At 56.6% G+C, this 20,084-nt stretch carries 18 protein-coding genes; 2 read left to right on the top strand and 16 right to left on the bottom strand.

Features of this window, described 5'->3' with window-relative positions; genetic code table 11:
* Positions 1–66: 66 nt before the first annotated feature.
* Positions 67–1,452: a DNA repair protein RadA gene (gene radA, locus VV869_RS16345; RefSeq protein ID WP_337735988.1), complete on the bottom strand. Its 1,386-nt coding sequence runs from the start codon at positions 1,450–1,452 to the stop codon at positions 67–69.
* A 147-nt stretch (positions 1,453–1,599) separates the two neighbouring features.
* Between radA and VV869_RS16340 the strand changes: the two genes are divergently transcribed.
* Positions 1,600–3,951, top strand: coding sequence for a PilZ domain-containing protein (locus tag VV869_RS16340; protein ID WP_337735987.1), 2,352 nt, complete (start codon positions 1,600–1,602; stop codon positions 3,949–3,951).
* Positions 3,952–4,096: 145 nt separating this feature from the next.
* Here VV869_RS16340 and serB read toward each other — a convergent pair whose 3' ends face one another.
* Positions 4,097–5,056, bottom strand: coding sequence for a phosphoserine phosphatase (serB, locus tag VV869_RS16335; RefSeq protein WP_337735986.1), 960 nt, complete (start codon positions 5,054–5,056; stop codon positions 4,097–4,099).
* A gap of 95 nt (positions 5,057–5,151) precedes the next feature.
* Here serB and VV869_RS16330 point away from each other — a divergent pair, with 95 nt between their 5' ends.
* The gene (locus tag VV869_RS16330; protein WP_337735985.1) at positions 5,152–5,766 is read left to right on the top strand and encodes a YtjB family periplasmic protein; all 615 of its coding nucleotides are present in this window, start codon (positions 5,152–5,154) and stop codon (positions 5,764–5,766) included.
* A 96-nt stretch (positions 5,767–5,862) separates the two neighbouring features.
* Here the strand turns inward: VV869_RS16330 and deoD are convergent, their stop codons facing one another.
* The 14 genes from deoD to ubiT all read right to left on the bottom strand — a co-directional run bounded on the left by deoD (position 5,863) and on the right by ubiT (position 20,072).
* The gene (deoD, locus tag VV869_RS16325; protein ID WP_255388449.1) at positions 5,863–6,588 is read right to left on the bottom strand and encodes a purine-nucleoside phosphorylase; all 726 of its coding nucleotides are present in this window, start codon (positions 6,586–6,588) and stop codon (positions 5,863–5,865) included.
* Between the two features lie 111 nt (positions 6,589–6,699).
* Positions 6,700–7,920: a phosphopentomutase gene (gene deoB, locus VV869_RS16320; protein ID WP_337735984.1), complete on the bottom strand. Its 1,221-nt coding sequence runs from the start codon at positions 7,918–7,920 to the stop codon at positions 6,700–6,702.
* 10 nt (positions 7,921–7,930) lie between these two features.
* Positions 7,931–9,262: a thymidine phosphorylase gene (gene deoA, locus VV869_RS16315; RefSeq protein WP_337735983.1), complete on the bottom strand. Its 1,332-nt coding sequence runs from the start codon at positions 9,260–9,262 to the stop codon at positions 7,931–7,933.
* Positions 9,263–9,493: 231 nt separating this feature from the next.
* Positions 9,494–10,267 (bottom strand): deoxyribose-phosphate aldolase, encoded by a 774-nt coding sequence (deoC, locus tag VV869_RS16310; protein ID WP_337735982.1) that lies wholly within the window; start codon positions 10,265–10,267, stop codon positions 9,494–9,496.
* A 404-nt stretch (positions 10,268–10,671) separates the two neighbouring features.
* On the bottom strand, positions 10,672–10,848 hold the full coding sequence (locus VV869_RS16305) for a XapX domain-containing protein (RefSeq protein WP_337736004.1): 177 nt from the start codon (positions 10,846–10,848) through the stop codon (positions 10,672–10,674).
* A 463-nt stretch (positions 10,849–11,311) separates the two neighbouring features.
* Positions 11,312–12,565, bottom strand: coding sequence for a NupC/NupG family nucleoside CNT transporter (locus VV869_RS16300; protein WP_337735981.1), 1,254 nt, complete (start codon positions 12,563–12,565; stop codon positions 11,312–11,314).
* Positions 12,566–12,785: 220 nt separating this feature from the next.
* Complete coding sequence (locus tag VV869_RS16295; RefSeq protein ID WP_337735980.1) at positions 12,786–13,580, bottom strand: TatD family hydrolase; 795 nt, start codon at positions 13,578–13,580, stop codon at positions 12,786–12,788.
* A gap of 10 nt (positions 13,581–13,590) precedes the next feature.
* A complete protein-coding gene (locus VV869_RS16290) occupies positions 13,591–13,800 on the bottom strand; it encodes a hypothetical protein (RefSeq protein ID WP_337735979.1) in 210 nt (69 codons plus the stop codon).
* 54 nt (positions 13,801–13,854) lie between these two features.
* A complete protein-coding gene (gene glgX / locus VV869_RS16285; protein WP_337735978.1) occupies positions 13,855–15,939 on the bottom strand; it encodes a glycogen debranching protein GlgX in 2,085 nt (694 codons plus the stop codon).
* A gap of 182 nt (positions 15,940–16,121) precedes the next feature.
* Positions 16,122–17,702: a peptide chain release factor 3 gene (prfC, locus tag VV869_RS16280; protein ID WP_337735977.1), complete on the bottom strand. Its 1,581-nt coding sequence runs from the start codon at positions 17,700–17,702 to the stop codon at positions 16,122–16,124.
* A 363-nt stretch (positions 17,703–18,065) separates the two neighbouring features.
* Positions 18,066–18,512, bottom strand: a complete 447-nt coding sequence (rimI, locus tag VV869_RS16275; RefSeq protein ID WP_337735976.1) for a ribosomal protein S18-alanine N-acetyltransferase — start codon at positions 18,510–18,512, stop codon at positions 18,066–18,068.
* The gene (locus VV869_RS16270; RefSeq protein WP_337735975.1) at positions 18,502–18,903 is read right to left on the bottom strand and encodes a DNA polymerase III subunit psi; all 402 of its coding nucleotides are present in this window, start codon (positions 18,901–18,903) and stop codon (positions 18,502–18,504) included. Before VV869_RS16270 ends, rimI begins: the two co-directional genes overlap by 11 nt.
* A gap of 151 nt (positions 18,904–19,054) precedes the next feature.
* On the bottom strand, positions 19,055–19,561 hold the full coding sequence (locus tag VV869_RS16265; protein WP_337735974.1) for a GNAT family N-acetyltransferase: 507 nt from the start codon (positions 19,559–19,561) through the stop codon (positions 19,055–19,057).
* On the bottom strand, positions 19,551–20,072 hold the full coding sequence (gene ubiT, locus VV869_RS16260) for a ubiquinone anaerobic biosynthesis accessory factor UbiT (RefSeq protein ID WP_337735972.1): 522 nt from the start codon (positions 20,070–20,072) through the stop codon (positions 19,551–19,553). Before ubiT ends, VV869_RS16265 begins: the two co-directional genes overlap by 11 nt.
* Positions 20,073–20,084: the final 12 nt, after the last annotated feature.

Genomic DNA, 20,084 nt, shown 5'->3' with positions numbered 1-20,084 from the left:
GCTCTCGTTTAGGCTCTCGTTTTTTAATCTGTTCTGTTTTCAGCGGCGCCATCACCGCCACAGCACTTACATCGCAACTCGCTCGAAGGCTTCCAGCGCCTCTTTCAGATCTTCGACCGGAATAATGTCAATGCCGTTGATCTGGCGGCTGAAATTAGCTTTCGGCACAATCGCCCGGGTAAAGCCCTGCTTGGCCGCTTCGCGGATCCGCTCCATCCCGTTGGCCGCCGGACGGATATCACCGTTCAGGCCCAGCTCGCCGAACACCAGTACGTCCTGCGGCAACGGCGCATTCTTGAAACTGGAGAAAATCGCCAGCAACACCGCCATATCTGCCGAGGTTTCGTCAATCTTGATCCCGCCGACACAGTTCACGAAGATATCCATGTCCGAGAGCATCACCCCACCGTGGCGGGCCAGCACCGCAATCGACATCGCCAGGCGGTTAGAGTCATAGCCCACCGTCAGGCGGCGCGGGACTTCGGTCACCGAGCTGTTACACAGCGCCTGAACTTCCACCAGCAGCGGCCGGGTGCCTTCCCACAGCGTGGTACACACCGAACCAGCGTGGTTCTTGTTCGAGCGGCTGAGGAAGATCGCCGACGGGTTCTTCACCTGCTTCATCCCGGTTTCCGTCATCGCGAAAAAGCAGGACTCGGAATCGGCACCGAAACGGTTTTTCGAGGTCCGTAACACCCGGAATTTTTCATCCGAGGTAGAAGAGAGGGCAAACAGGCCATCGACAATGTGGATCAGCTGCATCGGACCGGCCACGTTCGAGTCTTTGTTGATGTGGCCGACAATCATGAAGGTCACCCCTTCGGTCTTGGCAAACCGGGTCAGCGCCGCTGCCGATTCCTTGACCTGGCTCGGGCTGCCGGCGGCCGATTCATTGTGGGCTACGGTCATGGTCTGGATCGAGTCGATGATCACAAACTCGGCTTTCTGCTGGGTCACATGGTGCAGGATTTGCTCCACCGAGGTTTCCGCCACCACGTTGATGTTGTCGAGGTTCTGCGTGCCCAGTCGCTTGGCCCGCTGGGAGATCTGATGGATCGACTCTTCCCCCGAGACGTACAGCGACGGCTTGGTGGCCGCGACTGCCCCGATGCTTTGCAGCAGCAGGGTTGATTTCCCGGCACCCGGATCGCCACACAGCAGCAGGACCGAGCCCGGCACAATGCCGCCGCCCAAGACCCGATCGAGCTCGGAAATGCCGGAGGTATAACGCGGCAAATCTTTGCTTTCCACCTCAGACAGACGCTGGACCTTGGTCGCCGAGCCGGCATAGCTGCTGGTCGCCGCCGGCGCGCCGCCAACCGCGGCCCGGGTTTTCGGGATCGTGAACTCGGTAATGGTATTCCAGGCGGCACAGGCGCTGCATTGTCCCTGCCAACGGGGGAAATCGGCACCACATTCACTACATACATATGCGCGCTTGGTTTTTGCCATGTCTCACCTATATTTTGTCTTATTTTCCAGCCAATTATTGACCCGAAACACATTAAAAACAGCGTAACGTCATAAATGTTACTACTGCGCTAAACTTTTGCTGCAAAATGCAGATAATAACGGAAGGACTCCTATATCAAAAAGCCTATGTTGCCGGATACTCAAAAAGGACTGCTTGAACAGCTCATTCCCGTCTACGACAGTGAAGATTTCGATGATGTCTTCCAGATGATGACGCAGGATGCCACAGGCCCGATGAAACTCCAGATCAAAATGGAGCTGAACCGGATCATGGCCCCCTGCTACCAGATCGTCGATCTCCGGGGCCGGGTGAACGGTGAATGCCGCCCCTATGAGCTCAACGGCCTGGTACACTGGCTCGATGACGTCGCGCTCAATACCTATCACAAACGCATCAAAGCGTTCGGCGGCAAGTACCGGGTCGGCCTGTATGAAGCGCTGATGAATACCCGCAATAACTTCCGGGTGCTGCACCAGCAGAATAAACAAGCCGTCACGGAAACCAGCGCGCCCCTGCGCGATACCCAGTTTGACGCCTCGCTGATCCGCTTCGGCCACTACCTGACCCGTCAGGAAAACCGGCTGCGCATGAGCACCCCGGTCAACCTGCAGTTGCCGTTTAACCAGCACGTGCATGGCACGACATCGGATCTGTCCTATTCCGGCGCAAAATTCAAAGTCCCGTCCGCGTTTAAATACGCCCTGGGGCAAACCATCAAGGCCACCTTCCCCAAGCTGGCGGAAGATTACCGCGATAAACGCCTCAACCTGGAAACCGAATACCGGATTGTCGGCATTGATGACAGCAAGGATAACGACAGCTTCCGGTGGCTGCGACTGAAACGGATCAGTGACAATACCGCCATCCGCGAGGCCATTGACCGCAGCCAGCAGACCCCGCAGCAGCGCGCCCGGAAAAACTACGACGACCGCGTGATCCAGGTGCGCACCAAAGGCTATGAGCACTGTTATCTCAAGCATACCACCAGCATGCCGCTGTTTTTTGCCGGGGACCAGCTCAAATACTGCCTGCTGACCAACCACAACCGCCATATCTGGGACGGCTGGCACGATGAGCGCAACCAGCCGGTGATCAACCACCTGCTGTCCAAAGAGCGTATGGCCAGCCTAGGGAAACCGGGCCTCAAACAGTGCAGCACGCTGATTTACAGCTTCAGCCACGAGCATGACAATAAGAGCTACTTCTACTCTGCCGCACTGCCGGAGCTGACCAAGGAGCAGCGCCATTTGTTCTGGCATATCGGGGCTGCCCGTAAAAGCTGGAAGGTCAGCCGCCTGACTATCCAGCCGATCAGCCCGGATGATCTGGAGCGGTTACAGGAAATTGCCCCGGAGATGTATGAGCAGCTCAACAAGCTGACCCACATCGGGATTTTGCAGGATCTGACCAACGAGCACGCCCAATCGGACTATCGCCTGGCGGTCAAACCCAGCCTGCCGGGCAAAATTTTGCAGAACTACCGCCACCCGCGCAATCCGGTGGCGACCGCCAATGCCATTTTCTTTGACCCCAAACCGCAGCGCAGTGAATCACGGTTTCAGTTTGAAACCAAGGTACTCATGCAGCACGAAGACCACCCTACGGTTGAAGGCACCAGTATCGACCTGTCGATCCACGGGTTGAACCTGAACCTCAGCTATCCCCTGCCGATCAAGCGGGGCGACAAGGTATCGATCACCTTCGGCGAGCTGCAAAAGCGGGACAAGAAAGCGCCGTTGAGCCAGATCCCCTACACCGTGGTGCGGGTCAGCCCGGATTTCACCAATATCCAGATGACGACCGGCAGCGGAGCGATTGCGATGAAGGGGGAGCAATACCTGCGCCGTCTGATCCAGCAAAATGAACGCGCCCTGCCGGTGGTGGCAGAGCCGCTGCCCAAAGGGGAGCTGCTGCTGGCGATGCACCAGATGCTGCTGACCCGGCTCAATACCATTCCGTATTTTACTGAAAAAGAAAACCACAAGATCAAGCCCAAGGCATTCGGCTGCAACTTCCCGTTGCCGGCGCTGCCCAAGCTGTTCAACCAGGTTGCCGGCGGCAGTTTGTTTTCCATGGAGCCGATTTTCAAAAACCGCCTCAACCGGATGCTGGCCGAGCCGATGCGCCCGGTGGAGATCCGCAAGCCCTACATTCACGAGCTGTATCTGTGGATTGAGCGCAAGGGCGATCAGGTCTCGCGGCTCAAGAGCCAGCTCATTGACGAGTTTGAAAGCATTGATGAGCGGATCCAGTTCATCAAACAGGCCCGGGCCAGAGGCGAGTTCATGGCGCTGCGGGTGACCGCTGTGCCGGTGCTAGAGCCGATGACTGCCCTGACCGGCATCGAGCTCGGCGAGCTGGCCCGGATGACCCTGCACCGGGCCCGGGCGCTGGAGAATGAGTTCACCTCCCTGATCGGCTGCGGCGAGATCTATGACATCAGCGATGAAGTGCTGATCCGACTCGAAATCGTCTGAATCGCGGCAGGGCCGTATGTCGTCTCGATAACCCCCATCAACAACCAAGGGCGAGTGAATCCACTCGCCCTTGGTTGATGACAGCCCTAGAATGATTGCAACCATCACTGTCTTAACTAAACAGCGTCTTCTGAAGAGAACGGCATTACCAGCCGATCCCCTGCGGCAGCAATGACGCCGACAGAATACACATCACCCCGCCCAAATCGGCATGGCGAATGCTGCTCGGCGCTTCCGCCTGCACTTTCGGCTTGGCATGGTAAGCAATGCCTAGCCCGGCTGCCTTAATCATCAGCAGATCGTTGGCCCCGTCCCCGATGGCTACCGTGTTGTGCGGGGCCACGTCATATTCTTCGGCCAGCATGTGCAGAATATCTGCCTTCACCTGCGCATCAACGACTTCACCCAGCACCTGGCCGGTCAGCTTGCCGTCGACAATCTCCAGGGTGTTCGAGCGGGCATAATCCAGCGCCAGGGTCTCTTTGAGGTGATCCGAAAAATAGGTAAACCCGCCGGAGGCAATCGCCACTTTCCAGCCGTAATGCTGCAGGGTCTTCACCAGCTCCGGCAGCCCCGGCATCAACGGCAGCTCGGCACGCACCGATTCGAGGATCGAAGCATCGGCTCCTTCCAGCGCTGCCACCCGCTGACGCAGGCTTTGTTCAAAGTCCAGCTCGCCTTGCATCGCCCGCTCGGTGACGGCCGAGACCTGCTCACCGACACCGGCCAGCACCGCGATCTCATCAATACACTCAATCTCGATCGCAGTCGAGTCCATGTCCATCACCACCACACCCGGCTCGGACAGATCCGGTAAATCGCGCGTATCGGCAAAATCGAGTTCATAATGAGTAAGCGCCTCGATCAACGACGCCGACAACGTATCACCGAGCAGCAGCGCATCGTACGGCCCGACCTTCCAGGCCGCCACCACCTGCAACGGCTCCCCCTGATGGACGCCGATCAGATCCACCAGCTCAGCCGTGATCCGGCGGCCGTACACTAAGGTATGGGCACGCTGACGCGCCAGGTTCGAGGCCGTGACAACTTGTGGGAACTGGGTATGCAGGGTGGTATGTTTTTTTACTGTAAGCACTTGGGACATCCATGTTTGAGATTCACTGCTATCAAAGTACCCTATTGCAATTTAACAGGGCAAGTCCCAATATGACATTCGGTTAGAGTTCCATAGACACGGTTATGATGATTCTGAAAAAAATGCGCCTGCGGCGCCTTTGGCAGGTGCTGGTGCTGGCTGCCAGCCTCGGCGGCCTGGTTGCCATGCTCGAGTACGGCGCCGATCTCAACCTGCGTAACTACCGCGCCCTGAGCGAGCAAACACAAACGCTGTCGCGCATGGTCGTCCGCCAGGCAGCAGCGACGGCTGCCCAGGATATGCTGGACAAAGATCAGAACAAGCTGCAAGCCCTGGTGCAGCGGCTGTCAGAAGAACCTTTGATCCTCGATGCCAGCATCTATGACTTGGAAGGGGTGACGGTCGCCCAGACCGAAGAGGCCATGCCGTTGGAGCAGGTCACCGGCATGTCGACACCACTGTCGGTGGCGAGCTTTGGCCGCCAGCAGGTTGTCGAGCCAATCATGACCGAAGATCAGGTCGTCGGGTTTATCCGGATCACCTTAGAACAAGGCCTGCTGCTGGAAAAAGCCGCCAGCCAGGTCGACTATATGACCAACACCATTCGCGGGCTGATCCTGGCCGGGCTGATGATTGGCTTCCTTCTGGCCTATACCTTTGGCCGCCGCAAGGATATCTGGCACTTCCCGTTCCTGCTGACTTCGAACAAGCAGGACTAAGCGCCAATATCAGCCCCCAAAGAAAAAAACCAACAACCAAAAAGGGCTTGCCAACCGGCAAGCCCTTTTTCAATCACCATCTCTGTTGCGCCGCGATTACGCTTCTTCAGCATCACCCAGCAGAACAGATTCCAGCGCGATCTCAATCATCTCGTTGAAGGTCAGCTGACGCTCTTCAGAGGTGGTCGCTTCGCCGCGCAGGATGTGATCCGACACGGTACAGATCGTCAGTGCTTTGGCACCAAACTCGGCCGCCAGGCCGTAGATGCCGGCCGCTTCCATCTCCACACCCAGGATGCCGTACTGCTTCATGGTTTGGAAGAACTCGAAATCCGGGTTGTAGAACAGATCGGCAGAGAACAGGTTACCAACTTTGACATCAATACCTTTGGCTTTGGCTGCCGCTGCGGCGTTTTTCACCATATCGAAATCAGCCAGGGCCGCGAAGTCGTGATCGCCAAAGCGGATCCGGTTCACTTTCGAGTCCGTGGAAGCGCCCATGCCGATCACCACATCACGCAGGTTGACATCGTCACGCACCGCACCACAGCTGCCCACTCGGATGATTTTCTTCACACCGTAGTCTTTGACCAGCTCCGTGCCGTAGATCGAGCACGACGGGATCCCCATACCGTGACCCATGACGGAAATACGACGGCCTTTGTAGGTCCCGGTGTAACCGAACATGTTGCGCACGTTACAGACTTCTTTCGCATCGTCCAGGAAGGTTTCTGCAATGTACTTGGCACGCAGCGGATCGCCCGGCATCAGTACAACATCAGCAAAATCACCCTTTTCAGCATTAATGTGAGGAGTAGCCATTGTTTATTCCTTACTGTTTTCTGTTGAATGTTGATGATTCAACACAAGTTTGCAATCGAAAGTGCTGTTTCGAAGGATAGACTGCATCCTCCGAAACTGCGACCGGCAGCGTTACAGGAACGACTTGCCGTAGTCCATATCTGAAATTCCGAAGTATTCTGCCAGGCTCTGGCCGATGTCGGCAAACGTCTCACGGCGACCCAGTGAGCCAGCTTTGATTTTCGGACCGGTGACCAGCACCGGGATGTGCTCACGGGTGTGGTCAGTGCCTTCCCAAGTCGGATCGCAACCATGGTCTGCGGTCAGGATCAGTACGTCGTCTTCGGCCAGCAGGTCCAGAATTTCCGGCAGGCGCTTGTCGAAGTATTCCAGGGCGGCTGCATAACCGGCGACATCACGGCGGTGGCCGTAAGCGGAATCGAAGTCAACGAAGTTGGTGAACACGATGGTGTTGTCACCCGCTTGCTTGATCTCTGCCATGGTGGCGTCAAACAGCGCCGGGATCCCGGTGGCTTTGACTTTCTTGGTGATCCCGCAACCGGCGTAGATATCAGAAATCTTCCCGATCGAGACCACTTCACCGTTTTTCTCCTCCACCAGCTTTTGCAGCACGGTGGCTGACGGCGGCTCAACCGACAGATCGCGACGGTTGCCGGTACGCTCGAACTGGCCTTTACCCGGGCCGATGAACGGACGGGCGATCACGCGGCCGATGTTGTAGTCTTCCAGCTCTTCACGCACGATCTGGCACAGTTCCAGCAGGTTATCCAGGCCGTAAGTCTCTTCATGACAGGCGATCTGGAACACCGAGTCCGCCGAGGTGTAGAAGATCGGTTTGCCGGTTTTCATATGCTCTTCGCCCAAATCGTCCAGCACCTGAGTGCCGGAAGCGTGGCAGTCACCCAGGTAGCCCGGCAGGTTGGCACGTTCGACGATGCGATCGAGCAGCGCTTTCGGGAAGCTGTTGCTGTGATCGGTAAAGTAACCCCAGTCAAACAGCACCGGTACCCCGGCAATTTCCCAGTGGCCGGACGGGGTATCTTTGCCCGAAGACAGCTCTTTGGCGTGACCGTAGGCACCGGTAATTTCTGCATCGGCATCCAGACCCGCCGGGAATACACCCGAAGACTCTTCACATGCTTTACCCAGGCCCAGCTTGGTCAGGTTCGGCAGGTGCAACGGACCGCTACGCTCGCCGTTGTCTGCTTCACCACGGGCACAACGCTCCGCGATATGACCCAGGGTGTTTGAACCCACATCGCCGAAATCAACGGCATCTTCCGTGGCCCCGATACCGAATGAGTCAAGAACCAGAATAATTGAACGTTTCATGTGTACTCCATTAAAGATCTTCAAGGCGAATACGGCGATAAACTTCCGGGGTTGCAGCCGGTTTCTCATCCGCCACCGTAATGCTGGCGCGAACCGCTTTAGCTGCGTCTTCCCACTGGGCTTCAGTGCGGGCATGGATCACGGCCAGCGGCGTCTCGGCATTCACTTCAGCGCCCAGGCTAATCATGTCACTCAGGCCCACCGCGTAATCAATGGTATCGGAAGCCACGCGACGGCCACCGCCCATTTCCACCACAGCCATCCCCAGCGCACGGGTATCCATGGCGTAGGCATAACCGGTGGTCTCGGCAAACACAGGCTTAATAATGTCCGCCGTTTCCAGATACTGGTCGTAGTTTTCCATGAAGTCCGCCGGGCCGCCCAAGCCGGCGACCATCTTGCCGAATCGCTTGGCAGCTTCGCCGTTGTCCAGCACCGTTTGCAGCTTCTCGCGTGCTTGGGTCAGATCGTCGGCTAAGCCACTGTTTACTAACATTTCAGCACACAATGCCATGGTCACTTCAAATAAGCGAGGGTTGCGGTATTCACCGGTCAGGAATTGCACCGCTTCGCGAACTTCGAGCGCATTCCCGGCAGTCGAGGCCAGCACCTGGTTCATGTCCGTCAGCAGCGCCGTCGTTTTGGTGCCGGCACCGTTGGCCACCGCCACGATGGATTTTGCCAGCGCTTCCGAGGCTTCGTAGGTCGGCATGAAGGCACCCGAGCCCACTTTGACATCCATCACCAGAGAGCCCAGCCCGGCGGCCAGTTTCTTCGACAAGATCGAGGCGGTGATCAGAGAAATATTATCGACGGTTGCGGTGACATCACGGGTGGCGTACACGCGCTTGTCCGCCGGGGCCAGGTCACCGGTCTGGCCGATAATCGCCACGCCGGCGTCTTTGGTCACCTGACCGAACACCTCGTTGCTCGGGGTGATGTTATAGCCCGGGATCGATTCCAGCTTGTCCAGCGTGCCGCCGGTATGGCCCAGGCCACGGCCGGAAATCATCGGTACATAACCGCCACAGGCCGCAACCATCGGGCCGAGCATCAGCGAGGTGACATCGCCCACCCCACCGGTGGAGTGCTTGTCGACAATCGGGCCGTCAAAGTTCATGTGGCTCCAGTCGATCACCATGCCGGAGTCGCGCATCGCGCAGGTCAGCGCCACGCGCTCAGCCATGGTCATGTCGTTGAAATATACGGCCATGGCGAAAGCGGCGATCTGGCCTTCAGAGACGGTGTCTTTGGCAATGCCTTGAATAAAGAAGTTGATTTCGTCCGCGGTCAGCTCAATGTTGTCGCGTTTTTTGCGGATAATTTCTTGTGGTAAATACATGGGATTCCCCCAATCAGAGAAGCGTGTAGGGCTGGTGACCATTTTTCGGCGGGGCGCAATCGCCCGCTCTTCACAATATCCGGTCGCACTCATGCCACGCTCAGACCTCTGCGGGGCAAGCACAATCGATAAACAGTCACGGGATTCGTACCCACCAGAAACCATTTCTGTGTCACGGAAGCGGTGGGTATTACAAATCAGGTGGCGCGGGGCCACCTGATTCAGGGAAGATTAGTAGCCGCCTTCCGCAGCTTTTTCACCTTCGCCCAGCGTGTGCAGCAGGTTCGCCAGCAGGCTGGAGGCACCGAAACGGTAGTGCATGTTGTCAGCCCAGTCAGCGCCCAGGATACGGTCAGCCATATCCAGGAACTGCTTGGCGTCTTCAGCGGTGCGAACACCACCGGCAGGCTTGAAGCCAACGGTCTTCTCAACGCCCATGTCTTTGATCACGGTCAGCATGATTTCTGCCGCTTCCGGGGTTGCGTTCACCGGCACTTTACCGGTTGAAGTTTTGATGAAGTCCGCACCGGCTTTGATCGAAATCTCAGAGGCTTTTTTGATCAGCTCAGGCGTTTTCAGCTCGCCGGTTTCGATGATCACTTTCAGCAGGATGTCGCCACAAGCGGCTTTACACTGCTTCACCAGCTCAAAACCGACTTCTTCGTTACCGGCCATCAGGGCACGGTAAGGGAAAACCACATCCACCTCATCGGCACCGTAAGCCACAGCAGCCTTAGTTTCAGCGACGGCAATGGCGATATCGTCGTTGCCGTGCGGGAAGTTCGTGACCGTGGCAATGCGCACTTCCGGCGTCCCTTGCTCACGCAGTTGCTTTTTCGCTACAGGAATGAAACGTGGGTAGATGCAGATCGCTGCTGTATTGCCTACAGGCGTTTTGGCGTTCTTACACAGCTCGATGACTTTGGCGTCGGTGTCGTCGTCATTCAGAGTGGTAAGATCCATTAGTTGAAGTGCACGCAGTGCAGCAGCTTTTAAATCGCTCATGACTATCTCCAGTCCAGTTATTTTCTACCAAGCTTATAGAAACTGTTCCATCCGCCTGAGGCGAACAGTAGCGCCACCGCACACGGTGCGCCTATCGCGAACAGTTCAATGAGCGGACTTGATTCCTTGAAGACTCAGGCTGTCATTTCGGCATGCGCAACCTGATTGATTTCCTTTTCACCGCGCAGGATATCCGGCCCTCCGGGTTACCCTGCCGTCGTGCCATTCAGCAAATCGTGACAAGCATCTCACCACGACGTAAATCTACTGAAACAGCTACCGTCAATCTTTGATGGTTCCGGCCCATCATAGCAAGCTGATGAACACCCCACCATCAAAGATACGTTTCCTGTAGTGGACAATCTGTTTACCGCGAGAACACAATCTGCAGCGTACCGCCTGCGCTATAAGGAGGTGAAAAAGTGCTCGATAATCCAGCGGTAGGCAATCGCGCCCAGGTATACCCCGACGATCCCCATCACCCCGGAGAGTACCGGTGGTGCCGGGATTGGCAGCTTAATCGCTGAAAACAAAACCCCGACGATAAACCCGGCCATCAGCGCCAGCAGAACTTCATACATGGTATTCATACACTTCTCTCTGTCTGTCACAGCACCAAGAAAAGTGTAGTCTGCTGCACCTGAGGTGTCGCTTGTTCACTACCGCCCATGGTAAACAATGCCCAGCGGCAGAAATCGGAGCGCAATCGATTTTATGGCTTTTCCCTGCCGCCGGGTTCGGAAATGTTTACCCAGGGTGTTGATGGCTGTGGCTGTGCTTTTTCCGAAACAGAGGCAGAGGCAGAGGCAGAGGCAGAGGCAGACACCAGAGCAGAACCTGACGGGTGACACTAGCGGAACGGGGTCAACCGGCCAGGCAATCCGAGTTCCCGGCAGATCCCGCGGATACTGATGCGCCAAGTTGCTTGGCTTTGGACTTTGGGCTTTGGACTTTGGACTTTGGACTTTGGGCATCCCCGAGACGACAGATACAAAAACGCCACAGCAAGGCTGTGGCGTTTGGCATCCTCAGTTGAGGAATGTCTTACATCGCGCTCAGGCTGATGAACAGACCAGCGATGGTCGCAGACATCAGGTTCGACAGCGTACCTGCAGCAACGGCTTTCATACCGAAGCGTGCAATGTCGTGACGACGGTTCGGGGCAATGCTCCCCAGACCACCCAGCAGAATTGCGACTGAAGACAGGTTCGCGAAACCACACAGGGCAAACGAGATGATTGCTTTGGTCTTCTCAGACAGGACAACCGGCGCTGCATCGCCCAGGTAAGGAACGTAGCTCAGGTAAGCCACGAATTCGTTCAGGATCAGTTTCTGACCGATGAAAGAGCCCGCGATGTTGGCATCTGCCCATGGCACACCAATCAGGTAAGCCAGCGGCATGAACACGTAACCCAGGATCAGTTCCAGCGTCAGCTCAGGCATACCGAACCAGCCACCGATACCACCCAGCATCCCGTTGATCAGGGCAATCAGACCCACGAACGCCAGCAGCATCGCACCGATGTTCAGCGCCAGTTGCATACCTGAAGAGGCACCGCTTGCCGCCGCATCGATGGCGTTTGCAGGCTTGTCGTCGCCTTGCACGTCATCGCCAGTGATTTGCTCGATTGGCGTGTCGGTTTCAGGCTTGATGATTTTTGCGAACAACAGGCCACCTGGTGCTGCCATGAACGAGGCTGCAATCAGGTACTCCAGCGGTACACCCATGGCTGCATAACCCGCCAGTACACCACCGGCAACAGACGCCAGACCACCACACATCACCGCAAACAGCTCAGACTGCGTCATTTTTGGTACAAACGGACGCACAACCAACGGCGCTTCAGTTTGACCAACAAAAATGTTAGCTGTTGCAGACATGGATTCCGCATTTGATGTACCCAGCACTTTACGCAGACCGCCACCCAGTACGTTGATGACAACTTGCATCACGCCCAGGTAGTACAGCACGCTGATCAGTGCAGAGAAGAAGATAACCGTTGGCAACACTTTGAATGCAAAGATGAAACCAATGCCTTCAACAGAGAAGTTCACCAGGTTACCGAACAGGAACTCAATACCGACATTACCATAGTCAATCACACTCTGAACGGCGCCACTTGCCGCGCCCAGTGCATTCTTACCCCACGGAACGTAGAGTACGAAAGCACCCAGAGTAAATTGAATGGCAAATGCCCCACCCACAGTACGTAAATTAATAGCTTTGCGGTTATCAGATAACAGTACTGCAATACCCAGCAGCACAGCCATCCCAACCAGGCTCATAAACAGGCTCATAGTTTATGGCATCCCTTTAAGTTTAAGTTTGGCGTCTCGACAATTCGGCTCATTTAAGAGTCCGCTGCATTATACAAACCCCATTCGGGATAAAGTAATGCTAACGTCACACTTTATGCGGAAACCAAGTGAAAGTTTAATCACAGCTGTGACATAAATCACTATACGTGCCGCAATTAACGCAACCAATTGCGCAACCGTTTTTATTCAGTGACCGTCCTCACACAGAAAGGCCAAAGAGTTCAGTTGTGGTTAAGCAAGTGACCGATTCAATTTCCTGAGCAGATTCCGACCGCAGCGCCACAAGCGACTGCATCACATGACACAACCGATCGGGACGATTCGGCTCGCCCTGATGGCCGGCCACCGGCATATCCGGTGCATCAGTCTCCAGCACCAGCGCCTCCAGCGGCAATGCTGCTACCGTGTTGCGGGTCTTGTTCGCCCTCGGATAGGTAATGGTCCCGCCGACGCCGATCTTCAGCCCCAGCGCCACCACCTGCTCGGCCTGGGCCAGACTGCCGCTAAACCCATGATAGACTCCCCCGGCAATCGGCGGATGTTGCTTTAATAAGGCAACCAGCTCCGGGAAGGCTTTACGGCAGTGCAAGATCACCGGCAACCGGTAGGTATTGGCAAGGATCAGTTGCTGTTGCAGCAACGCCAGCTGTTGATCGCGATCGGCCTGCGCAATGGCAAAATCAAGTCCGCACTCGCCGACCGCCACACATTTGCGATCGTGCTGTGCGCCCTCGCCTGCCACCTGCGCCAAACGCTCAGCGAGAGACGCCAGCGATGCCTCGCTGTGCTCTGCACTGAAAAAAGGGTGTAGGCCCAGCGCATAATAGACTGAGTCAAACTGGTGGCTCAGCGCCTGAACCGCCTGCCAGTTGCGCTCACCGACGGACGGGATCACCAGCGCCTCGACCCCGACTTGGCGAGCCTTGGCCAAGTACCCCGCCGGGTCAGCATCAAACGGCGCAAAATCGAAATGACAGTGGCTGTCGATCATCATGGCCTCGCCTTTAATCCTGCCGGGATTCGCTGTTTTTCAGTTGGCACCGGGCACGACGCTGCAACGGATGGCGTGGATCGTCTTCATCGTAACGAATCGGCGTACAACAGCGGCGGTTTTCCGGAACCAACCCCAGGCGTTCACACCATTGATCGTAGCGGGCAATCCCCCGCTTCAGCCAGTTCAGCATCGACTTCTCCCCATTTGACGTATCATTCATGACTTTTCGCTCATTGAGCCTCACTCACGCATAGAGCCTGCTTATACATAGAGCCTACTTATGGCCGGGCTTGGCAACCATGACGATCATACTACGCCCGGTCACCAAAATCGTCTCGTCATAATAACGCGGCGCTTGCTCAATGGGATAGATATCAGCCGGGCTGGGCGCAGCGGTATTCACTAAAAGGTGCCAGTCCTGATAATCCCGGTCCGGCAGGGTAAAAATCAGCGGGTCCCAGTAGGCATTGCAGATCACATACAACTCATCACCGCTGATCGGGTGGATCACCGTCGAGGCCAGAGAATGGGAATGGGCCGACCAGTCCGGCTGATTCGGTTTCAGGCCGTGCCAGTCAATCCCGACGCTTTTGAGCACGGTGTTGAGCGAGACATGCATGTGCCAGTCGATGGTTTCCTCGTAGCGCCGGATCCGGTTCATCAGCCGGACAAAACGCAGCAGATCGGCATGCCGGTCCACCAGCCGCCAGTCAAACCAGCTGCTCTCGTTATCCTGACAATAGGCATTGTTGTTGCCCCGCTGCGTCCGCCGGACCTCATCCCCCATCGAAATCATCGGTGTCCCGAGCGAGAGCAGCAGGGTCGCCAGCATGTTCTTGCACTGGCGGTTGCGCAGCGCCTCGATCTCCGGATTCGTGGTCGGCCCTTCAATCCCGTAGTTGTTTGACAAGTTGTGATTATCGCCGTCGCGGTTGTCCTCGCCGTTATCCCGGTTATGTTTTTCGTTGTAGCTGACCAAATCGTTGAGGGTGAACCCGTCATGAGCGCAGATAAAATTAACCGAGCGGTGCGGCGAGTGGCGATCGCTGCAATAGATATCGGGCGAGCCCAGCATCCGGGAGGCAAAGCGGCTCACCGTGCCGGTATCCCCCCGCCAGAAGGCGCGGACATCATCGCGAAATTTACCGTTCCATTCGTTCCAGCGATCGCCGATGAAGGAGCCCACCTGATAGAGCCCGGCCGCATCCCAGGCTTCGGCGAAAATTTTGGTACTGCACAGCACCGGGTCGGAATCAATCGACCACAGCAGCGGCGGCTCTTTGAGCGGCGTGCCCAGGCTGTCACGGGCCAGCACCGAGGCCAGGTCAAAACGAAACCCATCGACCCGCATTTCCGTCACCCAGAAGTGCAGCGCATCAATGATCATTCGTCGCACCACACTATGGTTGGCGTTACAGGTATTGCCGCAGCCGCTGTAGTTACGATACTCGCCGCAGGTTTTATCGACAATGTAATAGGCGCCGTTCTGGAGCCCCTTAAAACAGAAGGTCGGCCCGCTGTTATCCCCTTCCGCGGTGTGGTTGAACACCACATCAAGGATCACCTCAATGTCGGCTTTATGCAGCTCGCGCACCAGGGTTTTGAACTCCGTGATGGCAGCCAACGGATCCTTCGCCACGCTGTAATCGGTATGCACGGAGAAAAAATTGATCGGACTGTAGCCCCAGTAGTTCTGCCGGTCCTTCGGGGCATCGTCGACATCAAACTGCTGGATCGGCATCAGCTCAACGGCCGTTACACCGAGTGACTGCAGGTAAGGAATTTTTTCGATCACCCCGGCAAACGTGCCCCGCTTTTCCGGGGCCACCCCGGAGGAAGGGTGCTTGGTAAAGCCACCGACATGCATCTCATAGATCACGGTGTCGGTCATCGAGTGGCGCGGCGGCTTGTCCCCCTGCCAGTCAAACGCCTGCTGATCGACCACCATGCTGCGCAGACTGCTGCCGAGGTTGGACGCTTCCCCAATCGCTTGCCGACGATCGTAATGCGCGCCGATACTGATCGCCTGGCTGTACGGGTCAATCAGCATTTTGTTGGCATTAAAACGCAGTCCGACCTGCGGCTTCCACGGCCCGTCGACCTGAAACGCATACACCTGGCCATGGCCGATGTTGCTGACAAACACAAACCAGTAATGCCCGCGTTTATGCACAAGCGGATCGAGTTCGATCTGCTGAAACGACTCCGGGGCATCGGCACCATCAAACAGGTGCAGGATCACCCGGGTGGCATCTTTGGAGTACAGACTGAAGTTCACCCCCTGCCCGCGCAGGGTTGCCCCCAGCGGGTAAGGCTCGCCGACGTCCACCCGGATCTCGTTCGCTGTCACAATCTTCATCGCTCCTCCTTTTGATATGCAATCAATGGTAGTTCTAAATCAGCACAATAACCGCGACCCCGCTCGGGGTTTGCTCAGGATTCGGGGTGCAAGGCGGCCCGTGGGAATTCTGCGCAATAAAAAAGCCGCCACAATTGTGACGGCTTTCATCGCGCGACAGCGCTCAATCTTTGCAGTGCGAATTAGTGTTCGCGGGTTGCGCGGAAATCGACTTCCGGGAAACGCTCTTTGGCCAGGTTCAAATTCACCATCGTCGGCGCGATGTAGCTGAGGTTGTCCCCGCCGTCCAGCGCCAGGTTCGCCTGGTTCTTGCGTTTGAACTCTTCCAGCTTCTTGTCGTCGCCGCAGTCCACCCAGCGGGCCGTCGCAACGTTGACGCTCTCGTAGATCGCTTCTACGTTGTATTCCGCTTTCAGGCGGGCCACGACCACGTCAAACTGCAGCACACCGACCGCACCAACGATCAGATCGTTGTTTTGCAGCGGACGGAACACCTGAACGGCCCCTTCTTCCGACAGCTGAACCAGACCTTTCAGCAGTTGCTTCTGCTTCAGCGGATCTTTCAGGCGAATCCGACGGAACAGCTCCGGCGCGAAGTTCGGGATCCCGGAAAACTTGAGCTTCTCGCCCTGGGTGAAGGTATCCCCGATCTGGATCGTGCCGTGGTTGTGCAGGCCGATAATATCCCCGGCATACGCATGCTCGGCACGGGAGCGATCACCGGCCATGAAGGTCACAGCGTCGGAAATGCTGACGCTTTTGCCCAGGCGGACATGGTTCATTTTCATGCCCTGGCTGTAGGTGCCTGAAACAATACGCATGAACGCAATCCGGTCGCGGTGCTTCGGATCCATGTTCGCCTGAATTTTGAAGACGAAGCCCGAGAATTTTTCTTCATTCGCTTCCACCTGACGCTCGTTGGCCTGACGCGGCATCGGCGCCGGGGCCCACTCAGTCAGACCGTCCAGCATATGGTCGACCCCGAAGTTACCCAGTGCGGTCCCGAAGAAGACCGGCGTCAGCTCGCCCTGCAGGAACAGTTCGCGGTCAAACTCGTGCGAGGCACCCAGCACCAGTTCCAGCTCTTCACGCAGTTGCTCAGCCAGATCCGCGCCCACGGCTTCATCCAGCTCCGGGTTATCCAGGCCTTTGACAATCCGCTCTTCCTGGATGGTGTGGCCCTGGCCCGTTGCGTACAAAATGGTTTCATCACGGTGGATGTGATACACCCCTTTGAACTCTTTCCCGCAGCCAATCGGCCAGGAAACCGGCGCACAGGCAATCTTCAGCTCACTTTCAACCTCATCGAGCAACTCCATCGGGTCGCGGATATCTCGGTCGAGTTTGTTCATGAAGGTGATGATCGGCGTATCGCGCAGACGGGTCACTTCCATCAGCTTGCGGGTCCGATCCTCAACCCCTTTCGCGGCATCGATCACCATCAGGCACGAGTCCACCGCCGTCAGAGTCCGGTAGGTATCTTCCGAGAAATCTTCGTGTCCCGGGGTATCGAGCAGGTTGACCAGACGGTCGTTGTACGGGAACTGCATCACCGAGGTGGTGACCGAGATCCCACGCTCTTTTTCCATCTCCATCCAGTCCGACTTAGCGTGCTGGTTCGAGCCGCGGCCTTTCACCGTCCCGGCTTTCTGGATCGCGTTTCCGAATAACAGTACTTTTTCCGTGATAGTGGTTTTACCCGCATCCGGGTGAGAAATGATCGCAAACGTACGACGCTTGCCCACTTCAGTAAGAAATGACATATCTTGATAATCCTGTGAGAGATTTCCACATCGAGCAACGATGGTCCCGCATCGGGTACCCTATCGTTCGGCTCCTGAATTCGAGCCATCCCAGTTTGATTGACGCCGCATGAATTCCGGCCCGTATCGGGTCCGGTGCCGCGGAAATACCGGTCTGACGTCCTGCGCAAGCAGGTAAAATTGTTTTCACAACAGTGAGTTACATCTCGGCCTCTTTTTGCGCAGTATTTGAGGAAGGAGCCCGCACCTTTGGCACTCAGGCCGAAAAGGGCGTGTCTGGCATAAACAATGGCGGAATTATACGCAATCTTCGCGCAAAGCAACAGGCCTAACGGGTACCCGCCTGGCCTGCCGGAATCCGGGCTAGAGGACCAGGTAGGTCATGATCAGCGCATCTTCCCGCCCGGTTGCTGTCGGGTAATAGCCGTAGCGCCGGTTGATCTCGTTAAAGCCCACCGACTCATAGAGCTGATACGCCCGGGAATTGCTGGCACGCACCTCGAGCCAGATCTCTTCGGCGCCCAGCTCGGTCAGCCGATCGATAAATCCGTCGAGCAGAATTTTGCCGTACCCCTTCCCCTGGCACTCCGGTGCCACGGCAATATTGAGCAGGGTCGCTTCACCGGCCACCAGCTGGCCGTAGCAATAGCCCACCACCTGCTGCCCGACTTCGAGCGCCAGGTTGACGGCAATTTTACTCGGCGTCTGACGGATCAGGGATTCTGACCAGGGAAAGGCATGAGCATGCTGCTCGATTTGCCACACCGCATCAAGGTGGTGCGGCGCTAGGGATACAATGTTATGACTCATAAGAACAAATCTGTTGCCACAAGGCTTTCTTGCTTGCGGGGTTGGTATGCATCTGTTTCAGCGACATGGAGGTCAGCACCTGACAGCCCGCCGGATGCGGCGCCTGACAGCCCGCCAGCCAGCACCAGGTCAGGTGATGGACCCGGATTTGCGCCACGCCTTGCGGCGGTAGCATCAGTGCCTGCTCCGGCGAGAGCTTCATGCTGTTGAGGATCCGGCCGAACAGCCAGCGATCATGATCATCCAGCTCGTCTTCACACACGAACAGCAGCTTGCAGCTTTCCGGCAAGTCGATCACCGGCATTTCCAGCTCAGGAAAAAAGTCCGGCTTTCTGATCTGCCAGTAAGTCAGCCCCATCTCGTGTAAGATCTGTATGTCTCGCTGCTTCATCCTCGTACCATCTGTGCCTGAAGACCTCATTTCGGCAGGCGATACTACCAGATCATCAGGCAAATTGGCGCGCCGACGCAAAATTAATTCAGGCGAAAGGCACGAAATTCACCGCCGCAGACCTTCGGCCGCGACGGGTCGTGCCCGCCGTTTAGCTCAGCGCCGAAAACTCCGGGCTGTAGGCCACGGTGCCCTGCCGAACTGACAGGCTGCCCGGGATCAGCTCCAGTACCATAAAGGCTTCTTCCGGCACCGGCCAGGCACACTGCAGGCCGTGCGCCGAGGCCTGTACAAAACCGGCTTTGGGATAATAGTCGCTGTGCCCCAGCACCACGACTGCCGGATAACCGAGCTCCGCCAGCGTACTCTTGGCTTCTTCGAGCAACGCCAGTCCAATTCCCTGGCGCTGGTAGTCCTGCTTCACGGCCATCGGCGCCAGCCCCTGCCAGTTGTCGTCATTGCCATCGACGGTAACCGGGCTGAACAGCATATAGCCCACCACCTCACCGTCGTCGTTACAGGCCACCAGCGACAAAGAGCGGTGACCATTCTCCCGCAGCCTCATCACCAGATCCGCTTCGGCATCCGTATCGAACACGGTTTTCAGTAAGGCATCTACGGCCAGAATATCTGCCGGCGCTTCAGTTCTAATGAGCATTCATGACCTCTTTGGCAACCGGCGGGGCCTGCATCCCTTGTTGAATGAAGGTCGCCGACTGCTGCAATAAAAATTGGATCGGGGCCGGAAGCGAGGTCAGATCAATACTGTCCATCAGGTTTTTCACTTCCAGTCCCAACTCGGTGTCGCCTTCAATCCGCAGGCGACGCTGGAAAAAGAGTGTATCAGGATCTTCCTTGCGTGCAGCAATTAATACCAGATCGTTGCAGTCACCGCTGAAACTCACATCCTCTTGGGCGATCTGATCTGCCACCACCAGTTGCTCATCCCGGTAGCTGATATACCAGCACAACCCCAGATCCCGCACCGCAACTTTCAGCCAGCGACCCTCGAGGAATGCAAAGTCCCCGTCTTCCAGGGCTTCGCGAAACACCAGGGCCAGCCCTTCCAGCATCACTTTTTTCTGGACCGCAAACGGCGTCAGCCGGGCCGGGATCCGCAGCAGCGCCGGCGCATGCTGAACCATCTGTTTTTGTAATTGAGCAATCACTGTTTTTTCCTG

This window comes from Photobacterium sp. MCCC 1A19761 (genome assembly GCF_037389125.1).
GTDB lineage: Bacteria > Pseudomonadota > Gammaproteobacteria > Enterobacterales > Vibrionaceae > Photobacterium.
This window is presented reverse-complemented; position numbering and strand designations above follow the sequence as displayed.